Raw genomic sequence first — 19,148 nt, 5'->3', positions numbered from 1 at the left:
TAGGGTCACCTCGTAGCTTTTCATTCTATTAATTGAATTGTACCAAATTAAACGATAAATAAAAGGGGCTCTCGCAGGTAGCGCCCAAAGCTTTCTCACTCGGACTCGTAAAATCGAAAGGGGTTTGTGCAATGTTTGATCGTCCATCAGGGTATCGTCAGCAAACGCGCTCCGTCATCCATGCGGCCCGGGGTATGGTCGCTACCAGTCAGCCTCTGGCCTCCGCGGCCGGAATCGAGATTTTACAATCCGGCGGCAACGCTTTTGATGCCGCGGTTGCGGTCGCCGCCGTGTTATGCGTCGTGGAACCGATGATGACCGGCCTCGGCGGCGATATGTTCGCCCTTGTTCATGACGGGAAAACGGGAACAATCGAAGGCTTGAATGCAAGCGGACGTTCGGCCGCGATGGCATCGGTGGAAGCGTACCGGTCAATGGGTTACGAGCAAATTCCCGATCACGGGCCGCTGTCCGTATCGGTCCCCGGCGTCGTGGACGGATGGGCCCAGCTGCTCGCAAAGTATGGAACGATGTCGTTTAAGGAAGTGCTCGCTCCGGCGATCCGATATGCCGAGAACGGTTTTCCGGTAAGCGAAATGGTCGCTTACTATTGGTCGAAAGCGGAACCGCTGCTGCGTAAATCCGCGGAAGCGAGCCGCAAATATTTAATGAACGGCAAGGCGCCGGCAGAAGGGACGCTCTTTAAGCAGCCCGATCTTGCCGCAACGCTGAAGCTGCTGGCCGAGCAAGGAAAAAACGCTTTTTACCAAGGAAAGATCGCCGATCAAATCGAAGCGTTTATGATTCGGGAAGGCGGCTTGCTGCGAAAAAGCGATTTTGCGAGCCATCAATCCGACTGGGTGGAGCCGATCTCGACGACCTATCGGGGACATTCGATTCTTGAAATCCCGCCCAACGGTCAAGGGCTCGTCGTGCTGGAAATGCTCAATATTTTGGAGCAATTCGATGTGGCCTCGATGGGGCATAACTCGGCGGACTATATTCGCCTATTCGCCGAAGCCAAAAAACTCGCGTATGCCGACCGGGACCGCTATATCGCGGACTCGGATTTTGCCGAACTGCCTGTCGACCGCCTCTTATCCAAGGAATACGCGGCGGAATTGGCCGATAGGATCCGCAATTCCGCTTCGGTCGCGGCCCCGCCGGGAATTGAACTGGGCGGTGATACGGTCTATCTGACCGTCGTCGACCACGAGGGCAACATCGCTTCCGTCGTCAACAGCGTGTTCAGCCTGTTCGGCAGCGGGGAACTCGTGGAGGACACCGGAATCTTCCTGCAAAACCGCGGTTCCTTGTTCTCCCTCCACCCTTCCCATGTCAATGCGGTCGCTCCGCGCAAACGGCCTTTTCACACGATCATTCCGTCCCTCGTGTTGAAAAACGGCAAGCCGCTCGTCTCGTTCGGGGTGATGGGCGCCGATATGCAGCCACAAGGACAGGTTCAGGTGCTGGTCAATATGATCGACTTCGGCATGAACATCCAGGAGGCGGGCGAAGCTCCGCGGTTCCGGCATTATAACGACGGCCTTTATCTGGAAACCGGCATCGGCGAGGAAACGAGCCGGGAGCTCGCCGGCATCGGTTACACGATTCTGCAGCCCGGGGATGGCGATGCTTTCGGCGTCGGCGGATACCAGGGAATCCGGATCGATCCGGATACGGGCGTTCTTCAGGGCGGCTCGGATCCGCGCAAAGATGGCTGCGCCATCGGTTTCTAAACGAGCGGGCCTCCACCCTTTGCACGATGAACCTTCTGTTTCGGCTTTTTTCCGCGGTACAGATGGGCAAAAGCCGTGGCGCATGAAACGACCCGAGGCAGTTCGCGCGGACGAGCCTTCAAACCTGCATTTGTGCAGGTATTATCGATCGAAATCGCTAATCGAGAGGGAATTCCTGCTATTGCGCAGGTATTCCAAGCTTTTTTTGCCTAAACATACGCATGGGCCTGAAATAAATGTATATTCGCAGGAATTTTACGAGGTGGATAAATAGTAAAGAAAAAAGATGTACAAACGCATGTTTTTCAACAAATTTCGAGGCGGAAGACCCGCTCCCGCCCGGATATTAATTCTGCTACAAATCGCGTAAATACGCGATTTTTTTGTTTTTCGGACTCTGCTTTTATCCTTTGCCTTAAAAAACGCTTTTGCAATTCAACCCCCACAACGATTACATTAATAACACACTCCCAGATAAGGATAGGTGACCCGACATGACCCGGATTATGGTGGTGGACGACGATCCGCACATTCGCGAATTGGTCAATTTGTACTTGTCCGACGAAGGCTTCGACATCGTCGAGACGGCGAACGGCGAAGAAGCTTGGACATATATCTCCGAACAATCGGTTGACATGGTCATTCTCGATATTATGATGCCGAAGCTGGACGGCTTCGAATTGTGCCGGCGGATCCGCGCCATGGGCGACATGCCGATTCTGATCGTTACGGCGAGGAGCGAAGCGGATCAGAAGATCAAAGGCTTCCAGCTCGGAACGGACGATTACTTGACCAAGCCGTTCGACCCGATGGAAATGGTGTTCCGGGTGAAGGCATTGCTGAAGCGGTACCGCATCGCAACCGACCAGCAAATCCAGTTGGGCGATTTGACACTCGACCGGATCGGCTACCAAATCGTCGACAAACAGAACGGAGCGATGGCGACGCTTCCGCTAAAGGAGTTCGAGCTGATCTACAAATTGGCGAGCTACCCCGGCCAGCTGTTCACGCGCAGCCAGCTTATCGACCAGATTTGGGGGATGGATTACGAAGGCGACGAACGAACGGTCGACGTCCATATCAAGCGCCTGCGTGAGCGGTTCGCGGCATACGAAGCAGCCTTTCGCATCGTGACGCTGCGCGGTCTCGGCTACCGGTTGGAGGTATACCATGATTAAGTCCCTCTACGTGCGAACCGTACTCGTTTTTATCGGCGCTGTTATCCTGAGCCTTGCGGTCAGCTTCGCAATCTCCGACCAGCTGTACTCCAGGCAATTGGACGGACTGGTCGAAGAACAGATGATCCGCAACGGGAGGCATATCATTTCGTCGCTGCAGCAAACTTCTCCCGAGAACAGGGACGCTTTTTTAAACGGCTTCTCTCTTCTATATCGAATCGAAATCTATAATTCACGCAAACAGCCGGTCTATAATAATAATCCCCAGGGTCCCCTCGGCTTCTTCGGCGAAGCGCAGATCGGAAGCGTGCTAAGCGGCGGGATCTATCATGGGAAAGCCTCTCATATCGGACGCGGGCCCTATTTGCTGATCGGCCTTCCGATGCAGCTGCAGGATCAAAACTATGCCTTGTTCTTTAGTCCGAGGTTCGAGAGCATTGAGACTCTTTCCGACAAATTCCGCCAGTCTCTCTTGACGGTTTTGGCGATCGCGCTCGCAGTCGGCAGCCTGCTTATTCTCATATTCGCCCGCTACATCATTCAGCCGCTGCGGAAGTTGAACGCCGCGACCCGCAGGCTCGCCGCCGGCGACTTCAGCGTCGCGCTCCGCTCCAAACGGAAGGACGAGGTCGGCCAGCTGACGAACAGCTTTAATTACATGGCCGGCGAGCTGGGAATGTTGGACCGGATGCGCACAGACTTCGTCAACAACGTCTCCCACGAAATTCAATCGCCGCTCACGTCGATTTCCGGTTTTACAAAGGCGCTCAAGCATAAGCGGATGGACGAAGCCCAGCGCCTTCGTTACTTGACGATCATTGAGGAGGAAAGCGAGCGTCTGTCCCGGATGGGACAAAATCTGCTGCGCCTCTCCTCGCTCCAGTCCGGTCACCAGCCCTTTCATCAGAAGCCCGTCCGTCTTGACGAGCAGCTGCGAAATGTCGTGATCGCCTGCGAACCGCAGTGGAAATCGAAGAAGCTTGACATCGAACTTTCGCTGGCGGAGTCGGTGCTGGACGCGGATGAAGATTTGCTCAGCCAAGTATGGACGAACCTCCTTCACAACGCGATCAAGTTCACGCCGGAATCCGGACGAATCCATATCTCGCTCGCCGAAAGCGAAGACAACGTGACCGTAAAGGTGGCGGACAACGGCATCGGAATAGACGAAGCGGATCGCGGCCATATCTTCGACCCTTTCTACAAAGCGGACAAATCGCGGACTGCCGCCGTCAAAGGCAACGGTCTCGGCCTGTCGCTCGCGAAGCGGATCGTCCAGCTTCATCACGGCGAAATAACGGTAGAGAGCCAGCCGGGACATGGAACGACATTTACCGTGAGTCTCCCGAAGGCCGGAGGTCATTCCGTCTCCAATTGATAAACTCCGTTCATATTGGGTTCAAATTCGCTTTATATACTCCTCTTAGGAGACGAGAGGAGAGAGAGTATGAATTATTTAAGCCGAATAAGTTTGAAAAATGGCGTTGCCGTCGTGATCCTTAGCATTCTGGTGACGGTACTCGGAATGTATTCGACGACCCGCATCAAGCAGCAGACGTTCCCGGACGTCAGCTTTCCGGCCATATTCGTTCAGGCCGTCTACCCGGGCGCTTCGACCGAAGAGATCGAATCCGACATCACGAAGCCGATCGAGGACAGTTTGATCGGGCTTAAAGGTTACGATTCGCTAACCAGCACCTCTTCGGAGAATGCGGCCAGCATTTTCGTGCAATATCCGTTCGGCAAAGACATGGATAAGATGACCGCCGACGTGGAAGGCGCACTGGCCAAAGTGAACCTGCCCGAAAAGGCAACGGTGAACGTGCAGCGCCTGTCTGCGGGGTCCCAACCGATCTATGAAGCGGCCATTTTCTCCACGAAGAACGATGCGGCCGGGCTGCAAAAGCAGCTTGAAGAAGAAGTCGTGCCAAAGCTTCAGCAGATCGAAGGCGTAAGCTCGGTCGAGCTGAGCGGCACCAAATCGGAGCATCTGAACATCGTCGTAGACAAAGACAAAGCCAATCGATACGGAATCTCGCTGAGCACAATCCAAAGCGCCATCCAAGCCAAAAACTACGCGCTGCCGCTCGGTTCCGTCAGTCAGGACGATGCGACGATTCCGATCCGCCTGGTCGGCAGAACGGACGCCGTTCAGCAGATCAAAGATCTGAAGCTGCAGGCTGGCGGCGGATTAGGTGCAGGTGCAGGCGCTTCTAGTGCGGGACCGGGCGCTCCAAGCGCCGGTCCGGACGCCGGCAATCCCGGCGCGGACTCGGCCATCAAATTATCGGATATCGCCACAGTGACGACCGTCTCTGAGCAGAACGAGATTTCGCGCTTTAACGGCAAGGAAAGCTACGTCGTGCAAGTCGTGAAAAATCAGGACGCCAATACGGCCGACGTCGCGAACGAAGTCAAAGACTTGCTCTCTTCTTATCAGAACACCGTCGGCATGGATATCCATGTCATTGCGGACCAAGGGGAAGAAATTGAAGAATCGGTATCCGGACTGATCCGGGAAGGGTTGTACGGGGCGTTGTTCTGTGTCCTCATCATCTTCCTTTTTCTGCGGAATGTAAGGGCCACCCTGATCTCCATTCTATCGCTGCCGATCTCGATCTTCGCGACGATCGCCTTGCTTGACCAAATGGGCTACACCCTGAACATCATGACGCTCGGCGGCATCGCGGTGTCGATCGGCAGAATCGTCGACGACAGCATCGTCGTGATCGAGAATATATACCGGTGGCGTCAGGAAAAAGGCAGCGAGCTGAGCGGCAAGGAGCTGGCATACCGCGCCACCAAGGAAGTGATCAGCGCCGTCGGCTCGTCGACGATTGCGATGGTCGTCGTGTTCCTTCCGCTGGCCTTCGTGTCGGGCATTATCGGCGAATTTTTCCGGCCTTTTGCCGTCGCTGTCGTCATCGCCATTATGACGTCGCTGTTTGTGTCCATGATGCTGATTCCGGTTCTGGGCGCCAAGTTTTTCAACAAGGTGAAGCCGCATCCGAAGGAAGGCGCGCTTGTCCGCGGCTACGGGAAGCTGATTCGCGGCGCCCTGAAACGCAGGGCACTCGTGCTGACCGGCGCGATCGTGCTGCTGATCGGCTCCCTGGCCACGATTCCGCTGCTTGGCGTTTCGTTCTTGCCGGCAGGCTCCGCCCCGTCGCTTCAGATCAGCTTGAGCCTGCCTGCGAAGAACGGCTTGGAGCAGACGAGCGCGGCAAGCGCCAAGGTGGAGCAGTATCTTCAAAGCTTGGGCGGCGTGGACAATTATCAAGTGACCATCGGGGGCGGCGCGGGCGATCCGTTCAGCTCCGGTTCTTCAAACAACAAAGCGGCCTTTATCGTCAATTTGCAGAAAGGAACCGAGACCGAACCGCTGATCGAGCAAGCGACCAAAGACATTACGGCCGCCGTAACCGCGGTTGCTCCAGATACGACGGTCGATATCAAAGAAGCCGCTGCCGAGGGGCCGCCGACCGGCAACAACGTCGACGTCAGCCTCTATGCTACCGACCGGGACGCGCTGGCCAAGGCAGCCGGCCAAGTCGAGAATTTGTTGAATCAGAACGACGGGCTGAAGGACGTTACGAACAACTTGAAGGACGTCACGCCCAAATGGGAAGTGACGATCAACCAGGCCGGACAAGACGCGGGCGTGTCGTACTTCCAGATCATGCAGGCGGTTGGCGAGCAATTGAAGCCCGTCGATGCCGGAACCTACACGCTGGACAGCAAATCCTGGGATCTCAGGCTGTCGTACGCGCAGCAGATCACTTCCCAGGCTCAGCTGGAGAACATCCTGATTCCGACAAGCGCAGGTATGAAGCCGCTTAAGGATATCGCCGACGTGAGCGTCACAACCGCGCCGGTGTCCGTGAACCACGACAACGGGAAGATGTATGCCAAAGTAAGCGGCACCGTCAAAGGCTCGGACACGGCTGCCGTAACGGCTGCCGTCCAGAAAGACGTTGAAAGCTTGACGCTGCCAAGCGGCGTTGAAGTTCAATTCGGCGGCGGACTCGAGATGATTAACAGCGGCTTCCAGAACATCTTGATCGCCATGGCCGCGGCAATCGGTCTCGTCTTCCTCGTCATGAGCGTCACGTTCGGCGGATTGCGCACGCCGCTTATCATTTTGTCGTCGCTGCTGTTCGTTCCGGTCGGCTCGCTCGGCGGTTTGCTCATTACCGGCCAGACGCTGTCGATGAGCTCCATGATCGGGATGCTGATGCTGGTCGGCATCGTCGTGACGAACGCCGTCGTGCTGCTCGACCGGGTGGAACGCAACGCGAAGTCCGGCATGGCGCTGACGGAAGCGATCGTCGAAGCGTGCAAGACGCGTCTGAGACCGATTCTGATGACGGCGGCTGCGACGATATTGGCGCTCCTGCCGCTCGCCCTCTCACAGTCGACGACCAGCCTTATCTCGGGCGGTCTGGCCATTACAGTCATCGGCGGACTTACGACGTCGACCTTGCTGACGCTTGTCGTCATCCCCGTCTTCTACCTGATGACAGGCAAGAAGCGCAAGTTCGAATCCGACTCGTTATTAGACGGTGACGTGGCAGCTTGATCCTAGAACAAGGACCGTCAGGGGGAACTCCCTGAAGGTCCTTATTCGTTTTAATCCGGTATTGCCAAATACTTTTTTATATAATTTGGATTATATATAAATGTCTGATAAATTGGCGATGAAATGCTCCTGGATGAAAAAAAACTGCTGTCACCCGACAAGAACATAGATCTTTAAAAGATAAGAACTTATATCGAGTTTTCCCCAAAAGGTAAAGACTTTGCTGAGGTTACCGACGAGGAACTGGCTCATGCCCTCCACCTCATCAACCACCGACCAAGAAAATGTCTTGGTTGGAAGTCGGAATACTCTCTTCTTCATTTATTTGTTTCCAAACACTTTGATTGTCTTCATATCTTACTGCAAAAAAGAAACCACCAATTTGGCGGAAAGATATACGAGAACAAGGGAAAGAAACTACTTATACACCTTCTGTAATCCGCTTGGAACGACAGGAAACCTGTTTAAACAGCTCCTCTTCATCGATAGTGAGAAGCTGTCTGCCGCGCATTAGGGTTTTACCATTCACGATTGTCGTATCCACATCTCCACCATTCACGCTGTATGCCATGAGTGATTCGATATGGTGAATCGGCTGCAAATGAGGCTTTCTAATATCGATTAGAATAATATCAGCCTTTTTACCAATCTCGAGAGTGCCTACTTCATCATGAATGTTCAACAATTTGGCACTTTCTCGGGTAGCCATGAGAAGGGCCTGTGATGCCGGCAATCGCGTCGGATCACCGTGATCTAACTTTTGCAGCCAGGTCGCGGCTTTGATTTCTTCAAACATATCAACAGTCGTCGCACTTCCTGCTCCATCGGTACCTAATCCAACCGTAATACCTTGCTCTATCATGTCTAAGACTGGAGCAATGCCACATCCGAGCTTTAAGTTACTGACAGGATTATGGGAGACCCCTCCTTTCATCCCCTTTAGTAACCCTATATCATGACTGTTCAAATGCACACTGTGGGCTAACAAGGCGTGCGTACGCTCAAAGAGACCGATGTTATATAAAAACTCAGCCGGTGTTTGATTGTATTTCTCTCTTATTTTAATCACTTCTTCTTTCGTCTCGGCCAAATGAGTGTGTATAGGCATTTTCAGTTTTTCTGCTAGTGCGATCACTTCCTTAAAAGGCTCCTTTGGGCATGTGTAAGGCGAATGCGGCCCCAACATGGTCGTGATTCGCCCTTCAGCCTTTCCAGTCCAACGGTTGATCAGATCAAGGGCTTCGCCCATCCTCTTGCCTCCATCATCCGCAAGAAAAACCAATCCACGGGTTAAGGAGGCGCGCATTCCGACCTCCTCAGCAGCAAAGGCAACTTCATTCATATGGATATACATATCGGCAAACGTCGTCGTACCGGATCGGATCATTTCAGCCATGGAAAGCTTGGCGCCCCAATAAATATCTTCTGGGGTCATTCTTGCTTCTGCAGGAAGCATCTTCTTGTCCAACCAGTCCATGAGCTTGAGATCATCTGAAAAACCTCTTAGCAAACTCATCGGTGTATGTTGATGAGCATTAATTAGCCCTGGCATAGCCACCATGCCCGTTGCCTTTATTACCTCGTCAGCATCAGCAATTACTTCCGCTTGAATATTTGTAATGCGCTCTTCATCAATCAAAATATCCCCTACAAACGGGGCCTCATCATTCATTGTTAAGATGGTGACGTCCCTTATCAGTGTTTTCATAATGCCTCCTATATCCCACCTGAGATACCATTAGCATAAACGCTTCCGTTACGTGAAGGTCAAGCCAACACATCTTTCTTTGAAATGGCTCTTTTTTCGTTTATTGTTGATTTTCGACCAAAAGAAAACCGCCCACTGAGAAAAGGCGGTTAATCTAATTACTAAGCTCCACCTTCCCTGTAGTCGGGAATGGGATTAAATCATTGACATTGAGCCTGGACAAGAACTTGACACCCAGGCGGTGGCAATCGGAAAATGTTATTGTCCTCCGAAAAACGTTTGATCTTGTTCAACCTTCCGAGCTATATTCCTCGTTCAGCGCCTTTTTTGTCCGGCGTTGTTTGTAAACCTTCCAACCGACATAAGCAGCCGTAATAATCACAAAGCCGATAAGTACAAACGACTGGTATTCAACGATGGTATCCATAACCGCTTCGGTATCTCCGGGATAGAATCGACCGATGCTCAAGAATATAAAAGTGGAAGGAGCGATGCCCAGCATGGTCAGTGATGTGTATTGGCGAAGATTCATTTTGGACATGCCTGCTACAAATGGAACCACATTTCCTAAATGAAGAGGACTGGATATCGCGACACTCCAAATCCCGTATTTACTGAAAGCGTCCGTAGCTTTTTCCAAACTCTTTCTTCGCGCCGGACTCAGCCTGTTCACGACGGAATTACCTAATTTATAGCCTAAATAATAAGGAACATAACTGCCTACGGCATAAACAAAACTTCCAAGCAAAGATACCCAGGCAATTTCAAACCACGTTAAGTTCATCACAAACCCTACGGTTACAATGAAAAAGGTGCCTATAAAGGGAAAGGCGCTGCCTTCAATAAATAAAGAGGCAAGCACGCCCCATATTCCCCATTCATTCAGGAGCATTAGTAACCCTTCCGTCATCTGTTCGCCTGCCTTCCTCCTTGCCGATCGTTAGTAAACCGCCTTGCGCAGGAACAAAAAAGTCCCCATGTACAAATTTTCCCATAAACTTGCAAAAATGCAATAACGAAGGGGCGTGAATCCAGAAATTATTTCTATACAATAAATATATGCGAGAATATGCCTCCGTGCAAAATTTCGGCGGTCTGTACGCTTTCATTCGATTGCGCGCAAAAAAAACACTTCAAAGGGGCTGCAACCAGTGGACATTACGGGATTCCCATCCCAATGCCCTAACCGGTTCCAAGCAGCGCCCCTGAAGCGCACCAAAGCCATTTAGCATTCAATAGCCGGTTTTTTGATGAAGCAGATCATCCATTCCTCTTCAATACGGGCAGTTGCCGCTTCACCAGCCGAAGTCGAGCGTTTTCCCGGTTTCGGCGACCGTTTTGATGTTGCTCAAAATCATCCACCAATGGCCGCTCGCATTTTCAAGCGAAGGGTGATTTTCCGTCCACTGGTCATTGACCAGCGTCAGCTTCGTACATCCGCCGACTACCTCAAGCGTAAAGGTCACTCTCGACTCCAGCTCTTCGTGGTTCGGGTGATAAGACGGTCCCGGATGCTCGATGAAACTGAACACTTCATGCGGCTTATACGCCGCAATGGTGCCGTACACATGGACGGTCTGATCGCCATCGGCGCCCGGACCGACGTAGGCCATCGATTCCCCTTCTTTAAAGGTGGAATCGATGACGCAGCCGAAAAACGTTTTGCGGGTTCCTTCCGGGGAAACAAATGCATTCCATACCTGCTCCGGCGTCGCGCCGATATAAAATTCGTATTTCAGTTCCACTTCGATCCGCTCCTTTGTCAAATCAATAAATCCGGTTTGCAGCGCTGTTTCACTGTTGTCAGAACGATTATACCTTTACCGCTCCGAAAATGGATTGTAAAAACGCGACAACGCGGCCGCCCGTATGCACAATCCATACGACTCATTCCGGACGGACACGGCAGGTAAACGCCCCTTCCGTATGGAATAACTGGAAAGCCGGAAAATCTCGTTTCCTGCGCGAATTCCATTCGTTCGATACGAACAACAGGAGTGAGACTGATGAGCCTGCAATCCCATACGCGCAGCATGGGCGTGTTGAATTTAAAAGAAGGCGAAACAAAATTTCAGCTTGCCCGTTACGCTCCGTCGGAGGATCTTGCCGGATTCGTCAAGCACTTCTGGCTCGTGAGCTGGGATTTGAGCGGACAGCCTCCCTATGTGCAGGATGTCGTGCCGAATCCTTGCGTCAATCTGATTTTTGAAAGCGGCAAAACAGCCGTATACGGCGTCGCCAAAAGCAAACAGTCCCAAACGATTCAAGGAAAAGGGCGGGTGTTCGGCGTCAAGTTCAAGCCCGGCGGATTTTATCCGTTTGTCAAATGGCCCGTCTCCAGACTAACGGGCAGTCCCGTCGGCATCGCCGGCATCTTCGGCGCGGAAGGCGGCAGGCTGGAGCATTCGATTTTATCCCAGGATGATCCGGGGACGATGGTTGAACTCGCGGACGCCTTTCTTCGCCGGCATCTCCCGGCCCCGGATGAAACGGTCGTGCTGATCAACCGGATGATCGACCTCATCAGCGATGAGGATGAATTGACGAAAGTGGAACAGCTGGTTGACCGGTTCGGCATGAACAAACGAAAGCTGCAGCGGCTGTTCAATCAATACGTCGGCGTCAGTCCGAAATGGGTCATCAAATTGTACCGGATCCAAAATGCGGCCGAAGCGATCGACGGCGGACGGCAGATCGGGTTTGCGAAACTGTCGGCGGAGCTCGGCTACTACGACCAGTCGCATTTTATCCGCGATTTTAAATCGATCGTCGGCAAAACGCCGGACGAATATATGAAGCTTCATTAAGAAGAAACGCTTTTCACGATGTTAACGCACGCCCCTTAAAGCTGCCGCCCGGACAGCCCCTCGCGGGAAAACCGACGGAAACTTTGAGGGGCGTCTTTTTCGTCACCGCAAAATGACATTTGTTCAGAACTAAAAATGACATTTACTTGTGCCCCTCCGGATTGATACTATGTTAAACATATAGTAAACCAAGTTACTTTATCGGATATCAACTAGACGACTAGAGAGCTGATAAATATATGTTTCATTACTTACCAGTCAACCATTCGAGGGGTGTATGTACGATGAAAAAGAGATCGCTCTTGCTGCTGCCTGCCGTCATGCTGACCATTTCCACGCTGCTGAGCGCCTGCACACAAAATGCCAAAAGCGGCGAAGCATCGGAAATCGAAATCAAATTTCCAAGCATATGGGTAGCGAAAGACTCCAAAGCGGCCACAGTCGCGCAAGTTATTAACGACTTTAACGAACAAAACAAAGGCAAAATCAAAGTCGTCGTGGAGGAAATCCCGGATTACGGCGCATATAAAGATAAAATCCGGACCAGCATTTCGACCGGCTCAACGCCGGATCTATTTTCTTTCGACAACTCGGCCGATGCGCAGCTGTATTACAAATCGGGAAATTTGGCCGACCTGACGCCTTATTTGGATGAGCAATGGAAAAGCACGTTTATCGATCACGCCTTTGACGGGGCGTCGTACGACGGCAAAGTGTACTCGATTCCATTCGAATTCGGCGTCACGCCGGTGCTGTATAATACGAAGCTGTTCAAGCAAGCGGGTCTAAACGACTTCCCGAAAACGTACACCGAGCTGTTTGCCGCTTTCGACAAACTGAAAGCCGCAGGTATCGCGCCCGCAACGCAGCTGACTGGAGGCAGCGGCTGGACGTCCATGCTCTGGTACTCGCAGCTGCTGTCCGCAATCGGCGGCCCGGATGTATACAAGCGCGGATTTGACGATCCGGCATTCGTGCAGGCCGCGGAAGTGTTAAAGAAGCTGTTCGACTACACGACCGATGATGCGGTCGGACTGACGGATCCTGCCGGCCACTTCTTAAATCAGAAGACGGCGGTACTCCTTAACGGACCTTGGTTCATCGGCCGGATCAAGAAAGAAGGCGTCGCCAACTTGTACGACTCCATCGAAGTCGCGCCTGCCCCGGTTTATGAAGGCGGCAAAGGAGCGGCCGGGCAGTATATCGGCTTTGTACAGGCAAGCCTTGCCGTGGGCAAACAAAAGGATAAACGGAAAGAAGAAGCGATCGTCAAGTTTCTGAAATATTTGACCTCGCCGGACAATGTGAAAAAAATATCGCTCGATTCCGGATCGCTGTTCGTCATCAAGTATGATGTTGCGGCAGGCGATAAGGTCGACCGGCTGCAAACCGAGATGAAGCAAGGCATGGAAGCGGCGCCGTACATCATTCCACATTTCCAGGCGAGCGTAAGCTCGGCGGTTGCCACCGAGTTTCCGCAAGCGTTAAGCGGCCTGGTGCTCGGAAAGTATACGCCGCAGCAATTCGTCGAGCAGCTGAAACAGGCCGACGCCAAATAACACAGTGAAATGACAGTCAAGGTGCCGGCGCAAACCACATCTTGACTGCCTTTGTTTCGCGATCATTTCGTAAAGGAGACACACGATATGCAGCGCACAACCGGGTTCCGTACAGGCAGCCTCCTTTTTCTGCTTCCGGCTTTACTGCTGTTTGCCGCTTATTTCATCTATCCGGTCGGTTATGTCGTCACCATCAGCTTGATGAAATGGGACGGCCTCAGCCGTCCGGAATTTGTCGGCCTCCGCAACTTCATGGGCTTATTTCAGGACGATGTATTCCGTACTTCCATACGCAACAATTTGATCTGGGCATTTGCGGAAGGATTCATACAAGTGCCGCTCGCCATCCTGGTCGCGCTGCTTTTATCGCGGAAACCTAAGGGCTGGAAGCTGCTGCGCACCATTTATTTTTTTCCACACGTCATTTCGGGCATCGCGCTCGCGATGATGTGGAGCGCCGTTTACAACAATGAATACGGGCTGCTCAACGGCTTTCTGCAATGGATCGGATTGCCGCAATGGCAGCACAACTGGCTGGGAGGACTTGGCACCGCCTTTCCATCTGTGCTTGCTTACGGGCTGCTCTATATCGGTTATTTCATGGTTATTATTTTGGCGGAAATATCGTCCATCCCGAAGTCCTATTACGAGGCCGCCAGCATAGACGGGGCGACGCGCATGCAGCAGGATTGGCACATTACGCTGCCTTTAATCAGAGGGGCCGTTGCCACCTGCGTTACGCTGGCGATGGTTTACGGGCTGCGGCAGTTCGAGCAGGTTTTTTTGCTGACGGGCGGCGGCCCGGCCAACAGCAGCTCGGTGCTCGTCCTCTATTTGTATAAAGAGCTGCAAAATTTCCATTATGGAACGGCCAACGCTCTGGGCACGGTACTGATTGCAGTGGGCGTCGCCGTCATCGTGACGGTTCGCAAATTATTTGGTGCCGCAAAATACGACATGTAATTCGGGAGACGGTTATGAAAATTTATGAGCTGCTTAAAAAGATTTTGTTCTGGGCGATTTTGACCGTTTTTTTCGTCTATACGTTATTCCCGATGCTGTGGCTGCTAATAGCTTCGTTGAAAACGAACGTCGAGCTGCTGGGAGATCCGTTCTCCTTTCCGGCGGCGCTTCAATTCGGCAATTATGCAAGCGCGTTTCAGGTCGCTCATTTAGGCCGGCTGTTTGCCAATTCCATGCTGATCAGCTTGACGGCGACCGCATTGAACGCGCTGATTGCAGCGATGGCCGGTTATGTGCTTTCCAGATATCAATTTACATTCAGATCGGCGATTTTCAACACGATCACCGCAGGTATTCTGGTGCCGATCAATGCGCTGATGGTTCCCTATTACACGCTCATCAGCAAGCTCGGTCTGTACGATACGCAGCTGGCGCTCATTCTGACCTATACGGCGATATCGATTCCACTTTCCGTCTTTATTATTAAAGGCTTCATGGATTCGATTCCGAACGAGCTGGAGGAAGCGGCGCTGCTGGACGGAAGCAACTTTTATCAAAAGTTTGTGTACATGATCCTGCCGATTTCCCGTACAGGCATTGTAACGGCGGCAACGTTTCAATTTCTGACCTGCTGGAACGAGTTTGTGTATGCGATGCTGCTGACCTCCTCCGAACAAGCCCGGACGATGCAGATGGGCATCCGTTATTTTGCGAGCCAGTTTACAACCGATTACACCTCGATGTTTGCGGCGATCGTCATCAGCATCGTTCCGAGCGTTGCGATGTACAGCCTGTTCCAGAACCAGATTATTTCCGGACTCACGCAAGGCTCGGTGAAAGGCTGAGCGGACCGGATACGCCGCACCGGATACGCCGAAACGGCTGCACGATCGTACTCGCGTCTCGTCTCTTGGCTGGCTGCCCCCGAACATGTAGGCCATCCGAGTTCTCTTGTTCACTCTCCCATTAGCTCAGGAAAGGCCATTCGAGTTCTTTTGTTCACTCTCCCATTAGCTCAGGAACCAAGCAGAACCGGCTGTCGCCGGTCCTTAATGGCGAACAATAGTTTCGCGTCGACAGATAAGAAAGGCTGGACGTGAAACTTTTAATTTTCCTCAGAACTTTCTTCAGCCTGCTTAGGTGAACGGTCCGAGAGTGAACGCAAAGGCGAATGTTCCTAAAGACACCCTCCCCTTCCGGGAATGGTCCTGGTGAATGGTCCGAAGTGAAGTGTTCGAGATAATTTTCCTGAGCCGATGGGAGAATGGACAAAAGACGCTGAAAAGTGACCTTTACCCTGCATCCCTCCGCCATATTTCTCACAGCTGAATTGGGGAAGTACGTTAGGATCTCCATTATCCATGACTGCGAAATTGCGAACCACATTAAGGAGGCGTTGCTCGCAGCGCCTCCTTGTTGCGTTTCAATATCGGGAAGTTTATCGCGCCGCGAATTGCTTTTGTTTTTGCGCCCATTTTTCATGAAACAGAGGGAGCGCTTTACGGCCGAATATTTCGGCTTCTTCCAAATGCGGGTAGCCGGACAAAATAAAGGTCGAGACCCCCAGTTCGGCATATTCGATGAGCCGGTCGGATACCTGCTCCGCCGTACCGACGATCAAGATCGCCCCGCCCGAACGGACGGTCGACAATCCGGTCCATAAATTCGGACCCGCCACAAACCGGTCCTTCTGCGATTTCTCGCGCAGCTCGTTCTGACGGCGCTGATTCGTCGCATCGGTTTGGGCAAACGATTGCTGCGCCTGCCGGGTTGCCTCCGGCGACACTTGGCTGATCAGCTCCCAAGCCGCAGCCCAAGCTTCTTCCTCCGTATCGCGGACGAGCACTTGTGCGCGCAAACCGTAACGGAGGGTGCGTTCTTCCCCGGTTTCCACAGCGTATTCGTTGCGGATTGCCTCCACTTCTTCAATCTGTTCCCGGATCCAGTCGTGAGGCTCGCCCCACATCAGAAACGTGTCGGCATATTGAACGGCAATTTGTTTGGCCATCTTCGAGCTGCCTCCCAGGAAGAACGGAGGATGAGGCTGCTGCACCGTTTTCGGCGCACTCACCGGCCGGTTGAATTGATAATATTTCCCCGTGAACGGCTCGCCCGCCGCCGTATCGTTCGCTTTCCCTTCGGCAAATTCCGAAGCTGCCAGGCCGTCCGAATTGGTCCACGCCCGCTTCATCACTTCCAGGTATTCCTCCGCGCGCTCATATCTCTCATCATGGGAATGCGCAAGCGGATCGCCAAGCTCTTCCAAATCCTGCACCGAGCTGCCGGTCACGACATTAATCATCGCCCGTCCGTTCGACAGCACATCAAGCGCTGCCCCCATCCGAGCGGCCAGCACCGGCGCGATCAGGCCCGGTCGCACCGCAACGAGCGGACGCAGCGTTGTTGTATGGCTCATCACAGCCGAGCCGACAACCCACGCGTCCACGCAAGCTCCTCCCGTCGGGATGAGAACGAATCCGAATCCGGCTTTTTCAGCCGTCTGCGCAACATCAACTAAATAATCGAGCGTCGGCTTGCGCTCCGGCGCTACTCCCACATATTTTCCGTCTCCTGCCGTCGGCAAAAACCATCCAAACCGGACATCATTGTTGGTCGTCATATTTAGACTTTCCCTTCTTCCAATAACCAACCGAATTGGTTGGGTTATTTTTGATTAAAGCATAGCAATTAACCCGGAATTGGTACATGTCATTCGAGGTGGGTTTTATTTGTCATTATGAGTGCTTCGATTTTCAATGCCTTTGTTGTCCTTTTGTCTTTCCTCCTTTAAAATAGGCATATCATATTGATTATTTTTCAATAATAACGATTGCAATGTTTATGAAAAAGAGGTGTGCACGAATGGACCAAACGATGCGCGAAGATCATCATGAATATTTGGATATTCATTATTTCACACCTACGGACTATGAAAAAGCCGGGCCTGCTTGGCCGATCAGACTCGGGCACAATATCGCCAAACCGAATTATCATATCGGCCCGCGCACAACGGCCTATTATTATTTAATGTTTGTGCTCGAGGGAGAAGGCACATTCATTCAGAATGGACAAACGTTTAAACTCGGCCAAAACGATATGTTCTGCCTGTTTCCGCAGGTCACTCATGAGTACTTCACGGCCCAGGACCGGCCGCTTCGAAAAATTTTCGTCGCGTTTGACGGCAAAAAAGCGCTCGATTTGCTGGAAGCTGTCGGCTTGACCTCTCGTTCGCCGCATCGCAGCGGCATTCTTTCTGCCGAAGCGATCCAGCTCATGTGGGGATTTTTCAATTACGTCGTTCACACCGGGGGCAACGATAACGATTTCGGCCGTTTGGCACGCTTTCTTCTTATTTTCGACCATCTCTCAAAGATTAGCGTCCCAAGCGGAGGAACCGGGAGCGACAGCTTATCGTGGCTGCAAAAAGGGGTGGATTACATGGAGATCCACTACGCGGAAGGTATTACCGTTGGGAGCGTCGCGAAATATGTCGGAATCGACCGCACTCATTTTACGAAACAGTTTCGCCGGGTTTACGGTCTTACGCCGGTGCAGTATATTCAGCAGCTCAAGACGAACGAAGCCAAGCTGCTGCTCGAGCAGACGACGTACTCGCTGACGGAAATCGCTCATTCCGTCGGCTACCCGGACTTGTTTTCATTCTCCAAAGCCTTCAAGAAAAATGCCGGAATTCCTCCCAAGCAATACCGGCTGCAAAGGCTGCTAAATTGAAAATCAAACCTGCGACAGTGCAGGCGAAGTCTACTCCTTCGCCCCCGTATTCGCGATTCCCTGTACATAATAGCGCTGCAGCGGAAGCAGGACGAGCACGGGAATGATGACCGAAAGGATCGCGGCGGCAAACATTTCGTTCCAATAGGTGGCATATTCGGTTACAAAATCGCTTAAAGCCACTTGAATGACCTTGTATTCTTTGGATCGCGTCGCGATCAGCGGCCACATGAACGATTCCCACTGCTGGATAAAGATGAGCAGGCTGGCGCTTACGGTTACAGGTTTGCACAGCGGCATCACAATATTCGCAAACACGCGGACCCAAGATGCCCCGTCCATGCGGGCCGATTCAACCAGAGACTTCGGAAGTTCGAGGAAAAATTGCCGGAACAGAAACACAACGAGTCCGTTCGCAATTCCCGGAACGATGATGCCGGCATACGTGTCGATCCATCCCAAGCTGTTGACAAGGCTGTACAAAGGAATGGCGATCACTTCGAACGGGATCATAAAGGTAAGCAGCACCAGCACGAACAGCGCGGTTTTGCCCCGGAATTCAAAAAAGACAAATGCGAATGCGGCCATCGATCCGACCGCAAGCCCGGCGATCACATTCACAAACGAGACAAAAAACGTATTAAAGAAGATTCTCCCAAACCCCCGTTCCGTAAACAGCGACACATAAGCATCCCATGTCACGCGAGTCGGCAGAAACGTTTTCCACGTAATAGGCGACATATATTTAAAAATTTCATCCAAAGGACGAAAGGATGATACAAGCGCAAAGGAAAGCGGAAGCAACACGATGAGCGCTAAAAAGGCATGCGTACTGTAGAGCAGCCAATGAGATCGGACAAACCGGTTCACACTTAAGCCCCCT

Annotated in this window: 14 protein-coding genes and 1 pseudogene; 10 read left to right on the top strand and 5 right to left on the bottom strand. The window is 52.3% G+C overall.

The genetic code is table 11. The features are described from left to right. The first annotated feature begins 131 nt into the window (after positions 1 to 131). From ggt to VN24_RS27365, 5 genes and pseudogenes are all read left to right on the top strand, one after another. Positions 132 to 1,739: a gamma-glutamyltransferase gene (gene ggt / locus VN24_RS11840; protein ID WP_045670579.1), complete on the top strand. Its 1,608-nt coding sequence runs from the start codon at positions 132 to 134 to the stop codon at positions 1,737 to 1,739. Between the two features lie 494 nt (positions 1,740 to 2,233). Next, positions 2,234 to 2,917, top strand: coding sequence for a response regulator transcription factor (locus VN24_RS11835; RefSeq protein WP_045670578.1), 684 nt, complete (start codon positions 2,234 to 2,236; stop codon positions 2,915 to 2,917). Further along, positions 2,910 to 4,295, top strand: a complete 1,386-nt coding sequence (locus VN24_RS11830; protein WP_045670577.1) for a sensor histidine kinase — start codon at positions 2,910 to 2,912, stop codon at positions 4,293 to 4,295. The genes VN24_RS11835 and VN24_RS11830 overlap by 8 nt, the downstream gene beginning before the upstream one ends. 69 nt (positions 4,296 to 4,364) lie before the next feature. Further along, on the top strand, positions 4,365 to 7,496 hold the full coding sequence (locus VN24_RS11825) for an efflux RND transporter permease subunit (RefSeq protein ID WP_045670576.1): 3,132 nt from the start codon (positions 4,365 to 4,367) through the stop codon (positions 7,494 to 7,496). Positions 7,497 to 7,691: 195 nt separating this feature from the next. Next, positions 7,692 to 7,805 (top strand): annotated as a pseudogene (locus tag VN24_RS27365) (IS30 family transposase); the annotation flags it as partial. 112 nt (positions 7,806 to 7,917) lie between these two features. Here VN24_RS27365 and VN24_RS11820 read toward each other — a convergent pair. The 3 genes from VN24_RS11820 to VN24_RS11810 all read right to left on the bottom strand — a co-directional run bounded on the left by VN24_RS11820 (position 7,918) and on the right by VN24_RS11810 (position 10,949). Beyond that, positions 7,918 to 9,204 (bottom strand): amidohydrolase, encoded by a 1,287-nt coding sequence (locus VN24_RS11820; RefSeq protein ID WP_045670575.1) that lies wholly within the window; start codon positions 9,202 to 9,204, stop codon positions 7,918 to 7,920. A 289-nt stretch (positions 9,205 to 9,493) separates the two neighbouring features. Continuing rightward, on the bottom strand, positions 9,494 to 10,114 hold the full coding sequence (locus VN24_RS11815) for a DedA family protein (RefSeq protein WP_045670574.1): 621 nt from the start codon (positions 10,112 to 10,114) through the stop codon (positions 9,494 to 9,496). A gap of 385 nt (positions 10,115 to 10,499) precedes the next feature. Continuing rightward, positions 10,500 to 10,949, bottom strand: a complete 450-nt coding sequence (locus VN24_RS11810) for an SRPBCC family protein (protein WP_045670573.1) — start codon at positions 10,947 to 10,949, stop codon at positions 10,500 to 10,502. A 261-nt stretch (positions 10,950 to 11,210) separates the two neighbouring features. Here VN24_RS11810 and VN24_RS11805 point away from each other — a divergent pair, with 261 nt between their 5' ends. The 4 genes from VN24_RS11805 (at position 11,211) to VN24_RS11790 (ending at position 15,378) form a co-directional block, all read left to right on the top strand. Next, complete coding sequence (locus VN24_RS11805; protein WP_045670572.1) at positions 11,211 to 12,011, top strand: helix-turn-helix domain-containing protein; 801 nt, start codon at positions 11,211 to 11,213, stop codon at positions 12,009 to 12,011. Between the two features lie 284 nt (positions 12,012 to 12,295). Next, the gene (locus VN24_RS11800) at positions 12,296 to 13,570 is read left to right on the top strand and encodes an ABC transporter substrate-binding protein (protein WP_045670571.1); all 1,275 of its coding nucleotides are present in this window, start codon (positions 12,296 to 12,298) and stop codon (positions 13,568 to 13,570) included. Positions 13,571 to 13,657: 87 nt separating this feature from the next. After that, positions 13,658 to 14,533 (top strand): carbohydrate ABC transporter permease, encoded by an 876-nt coding sequence (locus tag VN24_RS11795; protein WP_045670570.1) that lies wholly within the window; start codon positions 13,658 to 13,660, stop codon positions 14,531 to 14,533. A gap of 14 nt (positions 14,534 to 14,547) precedes the next feature. Beyond that, positions 14,548 to 15,378 carry a carbohydrate ABC transporter permease gene (locus tag VN24_RS11790; protein WP_045670569.1) on the top strand — a complete coding sequence of 277 codons (831 nt, stop codon included), beginning with the start codon at positions 14,548 to 14,550 and terminating at the stop codon, positions 15,376 to 15,378. Between the two features lie 593 nt (positions 15,379 to 15,971). Here VN24_RS11790 and VN24_RS11785 read toward each other — a convergent pair. Then, the gene (locus VN24_RS11785; protein WP_045670568.1) at positions 15,972 to 17,153 is read right to left on the bottom strand and encodes an LLM class flavin-dependent oxidoreductase; all 1,182 of its coding nucleotides are present in this window, start codon (positions 17,151 to 17,153) and stop codon (positions 15,972 to 15,974) included. 242 nt (positions 17,154 to 17,395) lie between these two features. Here VN24_RS11785 and VN24_RS11780 point away from each other — a divergent pair, with 242 nt between their 5' ends. Then, positions 17,396 to 18,265 carry an AraC family transcriptional regulator gene (locus tag VN24_RS11780; RefSeq protein ID WP_045670567.1) on the top strand — a complete coding sequence of 290 codons (870 nt, stop codon included), beginning with the start codon at positions 17,396 to 17,398 and terminating at the stop codon, positions 18,263 to 18,265. A 30-nt stretch (positions 18,266 to 18,295) separates the two neighbouring features. On the opposite strand, the gene VN24_RS11775 is transcribed toward VN24_RS11780, so the two are convergent. Further along, positions 18,296 to 19,135, bottom strand: a complete 840-nt coding sequence (locus VN24_RS11775; RefSeq protein ID WP_045670566.1) for a carbohydrate ABC transporter permease — start codon at positions 19,133 to 19,135, stop codon at positions 18,296 to 18,298. Positions 19,136 to 19,148: the final 13 nt, after the last annotated feature.

Origin of the sequence: Paenibacillus beijingensis (assembly GCF_000961095.1) — a bacterium.
Taxonomy (GTDB): domain Bacteria; phylum Bacillota; class Bacilli; order Paenibacillales; family Paenibacillaceae; genus Paenibacillus_O; species Paenibacillus_O beijingensis.
This window is presented reverse-complemented; position numbering and strand designations above follow the sequence as displayed.

Excerpts from the sequence above, each read along its gene's own strand:
- ggt (WP_045670579.1), top strand. The coding sequence starts at position 132 with ATGTTTGATCGTCCATCAGGGTATCGTCAGCAAACGCGCTCCGTCATC.
- VN24_RS11835 (WP_045670578.1), top strand. The coding sequence starts at position 2,234 with ATGACCCGGATTATGGTGGTGGACGACGATCCGCACATTCGCGAATTG.
- VN24_RS11795 (WP_045670570.1), top strand. The coding sequence starts at position 13,658 with ATGCAGCGCACAACCGGGTTCCGTACAGGCAGCCTCCTTTTTCTGCTT.
- VN24_RS11820 (WP_045670575.1), bottom strand. The coding sequence starts at position 9,204 with ATGAAAACACTGATAAGGGACGTCACCATCTTAACAATGAATGATGAG.
- VN24_RS11780 (WP_045670567.1), top strand. The coding sequence starts at position 17,396 with ATGGACCAAACGATGCGCGAAGATCATCATGAATATTTGGATATTCAT.
- VN24_RS11825 (WP_045670576.1), top strand. The coding sequence starts at position 4,365 with ATGAATTATTTAAGCCGAATAAGTTTGAAAAATGGCGTTGCCGTCGTG.
- VN24_RS11785 (WP_045670568.1), bottom strand. The coding sequence starts at position 17,153 with ATGACGACCAACAATGATGTCCGGTTTGGATGGTTTTTGCCGACGGCA.
- VN24_RS11805 (WP_045670572.1), top strand. The coding sequence starts at position 11,211 with ATGAGCCTGCAATCCCATACGCGCAGCATGGGCGTGTTGAATTTAAAA.
- VN24_RS11800 (WP_045670571.1), top strand. The coding sequence starts at position 12,296 with ATGAAAAAGAGATCGCTCTTGCTGCTGCCTGCCGTCATGCTGACCATT.
- VN24_RS11790 (WP_045670569.1), top strand. The coding sequence starts at position 14,548 with ATGAAAATTTATGAGCTGCTTAAAAAGATTTTGTTCTGGGCGATTTTG.
- VN24_RS11830 (WP_045670577.1), top strand. The coding sequence starts at position 2,910 with ATGATTAAGTCCCTCTACGTGCGAACCGTACTCGTTTTTATCGGCGCT.
- VN24_RS11815 (WP_045670574.1), bottom strand. The coding sequence starts at position 10,114 with ATGACGGAAGGGTTACTAATGCTCCTGAATGAATGGGGAATATGGGGC.